The 6,045-nt window shown below is 68.9% G+C and carries 5 protein-coding genes and 1 pseudogene; 2 read left to right on the forward strand and 4 right to left on the reverse strand.

All coding sequences use genetic code 11. The features are described 5' to 3' along the window. Positions 1–221: hypothetical protein (locus tag QHF83_RS52660; RefSeq protein WP_282425763.1), on the reverse strand; the 221-nt coding region annotated here is incomplete at its 3' end. A 205-nt stretch (positions 222–426) separates the two neighbouring features. Here QHF83_RS52660 and QHF83_RS52665 point away from each other — a divergent pair. Both QHF83_RS52665 and QHF83_RS52670 read left to right on the forward strand, forming a co-directional pair. Continuing rightward, positions 427–708 carry a hypothetical protein gene (locus tag QHF83_RS52665; protein WP_282425764.1) on the forward strand — a complete coding sequence of 94 codons (282 nt, stop codon included), beginning with the start codon at positions 427–429 and terminating at the stop codon, positions 706–708. Positions 709–755: 47 nt separating this feature from the next. Next, positions 756–1,961 carry a hypothetical protein gene (locus QHF83_RS52670; RefSeq protein ID WP_282425765.1) on the forward strand — a complete coding sequence of 402 codons (1,206 nt, stop codon included), beginning with the start codon at positions 756–758 and terminating at the stop codon, positions 1,959–1,961. 1 nt (position 1,962) lies between these two features. Here the strand turns inward: QHF83_RS52670 and QHF83_RS52675 are convergent, their stop codons facing one another. The 3 genes and pseudogenes from QHF83_RS52675 to QHF83_RS52685 form a co-directional block, all read right to left on the reverse strand. Beyond that, the gene (locus QHF83_RS52675; protein ID WP_282425766.1) at positions 1,963–3,084 is read right to left on the reverse strand and encodes a serine/threonine-protein kinase; all 1,122 of its coding nucleotides are present in this window, start codon (positions 3,082–3,084) and stop codon (positions 1,963–1,965) included. 71 nt (positions 3,085–3,155) lie between these two features. After that, positions 3,156–4,514 carry a choice-of-anchor L domain-containing protein gene (locus QHF83_RS52680; protein WP_282425767.1) on the reverse strand — a complete coding sequence of 453 codons (1,359 nt, stop codon included), beginning with the start codon at positions 4,512–4,514 and terminating at the stop codon, positions 3,156–3,158. Between the two features lie 14 nt (positions 4,515–4,528). Further along, a pseudogene (locus QHF83_RS52685) lies at positions 4,529–6,045 on the reverse strand (hypothetical protein); the annotation flags it as partial.

Raw genomic sequence — 6,045 nt, forward strand, 5'->3', positions numbered from 1 at the left:
CCGCCCATGCCGCCCGCGCCGCCCTCGCCGCCCATCCCGCCGGAGCCGCCGCCCGCGCCGCCCTCGCCGCCCTGCCCGCCCGCGCCCGCCTGGCCTCCGGATCCGCCGCTCGCGCCCGCTCCCCCGGACCCGTCGCCATCGCCTCCACAAGCCACGAGACCGGTCAGCGCCAGAAACGAGAATGCGGCGAGCTTCGGTCCCCACGAGCGATTCGATTTCATGCGAAGTCCTCCAGTGTGCAAGAGCCCCAAAAAGAGCGCTCGCGAAAAGGGAGGGGCGAGGATATCACGGAATGCCCTCCCCCCGCGTCACGCAAAATGGATGTGAGCTCAGGGTTGGTGATGAAGACCACCACAAAGACCTGAACAAAAAATCATCTCCACAAACTGTGCACACGTTCAGCACAGGAGGTAGGGTGCGATCATCATGATGACGCCCAAGGACATCGCGCCCTACATCCTCCGTGCCCTCGCCGAGGCCCAGACCGAGGGCCGGACCATGGACCTCGAGACGCTCTCGGTCGCCATCAAGGTGCGCCGCGGCGACGTGCGCAAGACCGTGAGCGCCCTCCACCAGGAAGGGCTCGTGGACGCGCTCCGGCTGCGCCTGTCGCTCGCAGGGTTCGCGATCGGATCGGCGCTCCTGACGAAGGAGCTCCCCCCGATCCGCCGGCCGAAGCAAGTCGCGCAAAAGGTGGCCGCGGCCTGACGCGCGTTCGTCCCCGCCCCCCCGCGAAAATGCGGTAAGGAGGGGGCATGGAACTGGTTCGAACGCGCGTGATCGCCGCGATCGCGCTCCTCGCAGGGCTCGGGCTCGGGTGCAGCAAGGGCTCGTCGGGGCCGGATCCGGCCGGATCGGCAGCAGCGCCGGCAGAGGCGAAGCCGAGCGCCAAGGGGATCGAGGCCGCCGGGAACGACGCCGCCGTGGTCGAGCTCGCGAAGAAGGCGCTCGGCTGCAAGTGGGGCTCGTACGGGTTCGACTCGATGTGCCCCGAGATGAAGACGCTCATCGAGAGCGAGCTCATCCGCGACGGGAAGGCCGACGCGACGTTCGTGAGCTTCCTGGAGGATCCGAACGAGCAGGTGCGCTGGCTCGGCAGTCGCGTGCTCTCGCAGCGCGGAAGGGTGTTCCGCAACGACAAGGCGCTCGCAACGCGCATCGTCGTGGTGGCCGAGGGCGAGACGAGCAAGACCGTGGCGCAGGAGCTCGGCGGGGTCGTCGGCGGGATCAAGCACGCGGACACCGGGCTCGGCGAGCGGATCCAGGTGATGGCGAAGGGCCACGCGGTGCAGCAGATGCGCACGAGCCTGCTCGCGCGGATGCTGTTCTCGAACGGCGAGACGCTCTACGAGTTCGTGAAGGACATCGCGACGAACGACAAGGACGCGGTCGTGCGCAAGGCCGCGATGTCGGCCTTCTGGACGGGGACGCCGCCGAGCCGCGCCGCGGATTCGTGCAAGATGTGGCTCGGGTTCGTCGACGACGCGGCCGACGACGTGTCGGGCGAGGCGGCGTACCTCACCGCGTTCTACCCGCAAGGCGGCGGGTGCAAGGCGGAGTGGGATCCGCTGCTCGACAAGATCGAGAAGCGCGCGAAGGACGGGACGATCAAGTCGACGCAGATGGCGTCGGCGCTGTTTTACCTGCACCGGCAAACGGGGGCGTCGGACGCGCAAAAGAAGCGGGCGCTCGCCGTGGCGCGCATGATCGTCGAGAACGGCAAGAACAGCGGAATGGCGCGCGGCAGGGCGCTCGAGCTCGTCGCGGAGAAGGATCCCGACGGGAAAAAGCTGCTCCAGTCGATGCAGGAGGATCCGGACGTGTTCGTGAAGCGGCGCGCGAAGGACCTCGCCGACAAGGCGAGCAAGCCGGCGGATGACAAGGCGAAGGCGGCCGAAGGCGACAAGGCCAAGGCCCCGGAGGCCGACAAGGCCAAGGCGAGCGCGACGAAAAAACCCTGAATCAGCGGCCCGAGGGGGCGTTCGTCGCCGCGCCGGGGGGCGCGGCGGCGGGCGCGGTGTCCTGGCTGCGCTGGAGCAAGAAGAGTACGCCGCCGAGGAAAAGGCCCACGGCGAGCGCCGCGGCGCCGACGATCAAAATGGGGTTCGTCCTCGTCTGAGGCGGAGGCTCGGGCGCGGGCACGAGCGCCTCCGGCGCCTGCGCGTAGACGCGCCGGATCCCCGAGGACAGCATCTTCTTGCGCACCGGCGGCGGCGGCGGGAGCACCGAGGCCACGACACCCGCGACGGCCTCGGCGAGATCTTCCATGGACGGGAATCGCTCGTCCGGCGATTTCGCGAGCGTGCGCCGAACGATCGCGGCGAGCTCCTCCGGCGCGTCCTCCAGCGGGCGTGGTTCGTCGTTCAGGATCGACGTCACGAGCCCGAGGCCCCCGCCGTCCGTGCGGAAAGGCAGCCGCCCCGCGAGCAATTCGAACGCCATGACGCCCCACGAGAACTGATCGGCGCGCGCGTCGATTTCGTGGCCGAGGAGCTGCTCGGGGGCCATGTACGCGGGCGTGCCGACGATGCTGCCGTCGCCGGTGAGCCGCGACAGACGCGAGATGCCGCTGTCCTGCGTGTTCGTGACCGCGCCGGGGAGCCTGCGGGCGATGCCGAAATCGAGGACCTTCGCCACGCCGTCCTCGCGGACCATCACGTTCTCGGGCTTGACGTCGCGGTGCACGACGCCCACGGCGTGCGCGGCGGCGAGCGCGAGCGCGACCTGGAGGAGGAGCTCGATGCGCTCGCTCTGCGAGATGTCGCGGCCGATCGAGGAGCGCAGCGTCTTGCCGGCGACGAGCTCCATCGCGATGAACGGAACGCCCTCGTGCTCGCCGACGTCGTAGATGGCGACGATGTTCGGGTGCGTGAGGGACGCCGCGGAGCGCGCCTCGCGGAGCATCCGCGCGACGTTGCGATCCCAAGCTTCGGACTCCATCTCGGGATCCCGACGCAACACCTTGAGCGCAACTTTGCGCCGGAGGCGCGTGTCCAGCGCGCGGTAGACCTCGCCGGCGGCGCCCTCCCCGAGGCGCTCCTCGATGACGTATCGGTCGAAGGTCTCGGCCGGGGACAAGGACATCGACAGGGGATGGTAGCGCGAAGGACCGCCGCGTGGGAGGCCGAACGTGCGCCTCCGGTTCGTCTCTCGTTTTACTTGGGGATGGGCGCCGTCCCGACGGTCGTGCCGGGCTTCGCGATCCACTGCCAGTTGTCGACGAGCGTCGTCGTGTCGAGGGCGCCGTCGCCCGAGTCGTAGACGGCGAACCGGACCGTGATCTCGTCACCGGGCTTGACGGGCGCCTGGGTCTTCAGCCAGCCAGTCGAGCCGTGGTCCTCTCCTTCGTCGTTGCCGTCGAAGCCGAAGCCGGTGCCGATGAGATCGATGTTGCCGAGGCTGCAGTTGAAGGTCTTGCCGCCGGCGAAGCACGGACCCGGCGGGTTTTCCGGACAACCACAGACCTCGAGCAGCGAGTTGTTGACGCTGACGGGGTTGCCCTGGCTATCGAAGGAGACGTTGCCGTCGTTCTGCCCGGGCGGAATGGGCGTGAGGAGCGCGACGAAGAAGTCGTTGTACTCGCTGCAGATGTACTGCGGCCACTCGTAGGTGTAGAAGTTGAAGTCGAACGAGAAACCATAAGCGTTCGAGGGCACGCGGACCACGACCTCGAGCCCGACGACGTCGTACGGCACGCCGCTGCTCGTGCCGGGGCACGCGGGCGACTCCTTGGGGAAGCCCTGCGGGTGGCTGCCCATGTAGTCCTTGAGGAAGCCGCTGACCGGTTGATACCCGGGATCCGTGGGCTGGCGGGCGGTGCCGCTGGAGAGCGCGAGCACGCGGCTGCCCTTGCGGGTCGTGATGTTCGGGCCGAACCCGGTGAGCAGGCCGTGGCCGAGGTGGAAGTTCACCTCGCTGCCGAGCGGCGGCGGCGAGCCGTCCGCCATGGTCCATTTCGCCGAGACGACGCCCCAATCGCCGAAGCCCGACGAGGCCTTGCAGAGCTCGACGGCGCGGGCGCCGTCGAGGGGCTCCATGCTGTCGATGGCGAGCCCGTCGTCGCAGAGGGAGACGACCACCTCGTCGACGTTGCCGTCGCAATTCTCGTCGAACGCCTCCTTGCCGGGCTCGGTCGGCACCTCGACGGCGTTCGGATTGCGGTTCTTGTCGCAATCGTTGCAATCGCCCTCGGTCTCGGTGAAGCCGTCGCCGTCGACGTCGTCCTCCGTGCCCCCGGGATCGCAATTGATGATGCCGCCCGCGCCGCCCGCGCCGCCCTGGTTTCCGGCGTCGAACCCGAGATCGTCGCCGCCCATGCCCGTGCCGCCCTGGCCGGCGCCGCCCTGGCCCGTGCTACCGCCGTTGCCGCCGTCGCCGCCGTTCTCGTCGAACACCGTACCGCCGCCGTTCGCCGCGCACGCGGCGGGCGCGAGGGGCGCGAGGAGCGCGGCGGCGAGCGCCGCGAGGGCGACGCGCCGAGGGGCCGTATCGAAGAGACGCATTCGTTCGCGCATGTCGGACTCCTAAGTCAAAAAATGATGCAGACCTTGTCGCCGATGCCCATGTCGAAGCAGGTGTACCCCGGGCGGCACTGGGCGTTGGTCTCGCAGGTGCGCATGCAGGTGCCGGCGCCGCTCGGGAAGAAGAGCCAGCTCGTGCAAATCGATCCGGGGCTGCAATCGTCCGCGAAGTTGCAGTATTCGGTGCAGTAGCCGCCCGGATATCCGAACCAGTCCTGCGTGAGGCAGAGCGGATCGTTCTGCCCGGCGTAACACTCGTTCGATTTCGTGCAGGGCAGGCCGGCGGACTTCGAGCCGGGCTTGCAGGCCGGCGTGGCCTGGCAGCCCGGGTCCTCGCAATCGATGAGGTTGTTGTTGTCGTCGTCCTGGTTGTTCGTGCAGTTCGCCTCGGGCCCCTGGCGGCAAACCTTCGTCGGGTGGCCTTCGTCGACGCAGGCATATCCGACGCGGCAATCGGCGTCGGTCACGCAGCCGTCGAGGCAGAGGCCGTGCACGCTGCCGAAGCCGAGATCGACGCAGTAGCCGTCGCCGGGGCAGTCCTGCGCGGCGAGGTCACACCACTCGGTGCAATACCCCTCGGGAAAACCCTGCCAGCTCTGGAGGCAGGCCGGGTCCTTCGCGTTCGCGGCGCAATCGGAGGGGATGAAACAAGCCGCGCCGAGCGGGTTGACGCCCGGCTGGCATTCGGGTGTCTCCTGGCACTGCGTGGTGTCGTCGCAATCGACGTAGCCGTCGATGTCGTCGTCCCAGAAGTCGACGCAGAAATTTTCGGGCTTGGGCATCTCCACGTTGAGATCGAAGAAGCCCGAGCCGCCCGCGGCGCCGTCGACGACGACGTAGAGTTTCTGGCCCTGGACGACCTCGAGCGCGACGATGTCGCCCTTGTTGCCATCGGAGCTGCCCTCGTTGTTGCAGGCGACCTCGCTCGCGGGATCGCCGCAGGTCGTGCGGAGCGAGACGCTGAAATCGCTGGACCAGCCATGGACCGTGGCGACGAACCTGCCGGTCTGCGGCATCACGACCTCGAAGATGGCCTCGGAGCCGCTCACGGGCGAGCAGGAGGCGGACTGGAGGTTCGGCCGTCCCGAAGAGTCGCCGTTGAAGTTGCCGGGGATGATGAGCGATTTCGGCGCGAAGCACGAGTCGAGGCACCCGGCATCCATGAAGCACGTGTCGTCCGCGCAATCCATGAGGCCGTCCTCGTCGTTGTCCTTGTAATCGGAGCAGAGCTCCTTGGGGACGCAGCCGCTCGCGACGATGCCGCAATACGGATTGCACAGGAGGTCGCCCGATCCGAGGCCGATGCTCCCGCAGGTCTTGCCGCCGAAATCCGAGCCGTCGCATTGCTCGCCCGGATCGACGACGCCATTGCCGCAATTCGGATTGCCGCCCGAGCCCGAGCTGGCGCTGGAGCTCGACGCCGCGCCCGCGGCCCCGTCGCCGCCCGCGCCGCCCGCGCCGCCCAAACCACCCGCCCCGGCTTGTCCCCCCACGCCGCCCGCGCCGCCCGCGCCGCCCGCGCCAG

Source organism: Polyangium sp. 15x6, from assembly GCF_029960785.1.
Taxonomy (GTDB): Bacteria; Myxococcota_A; Polyangia; order Polyangiales; family Polyangiaceae; genus Polyangium.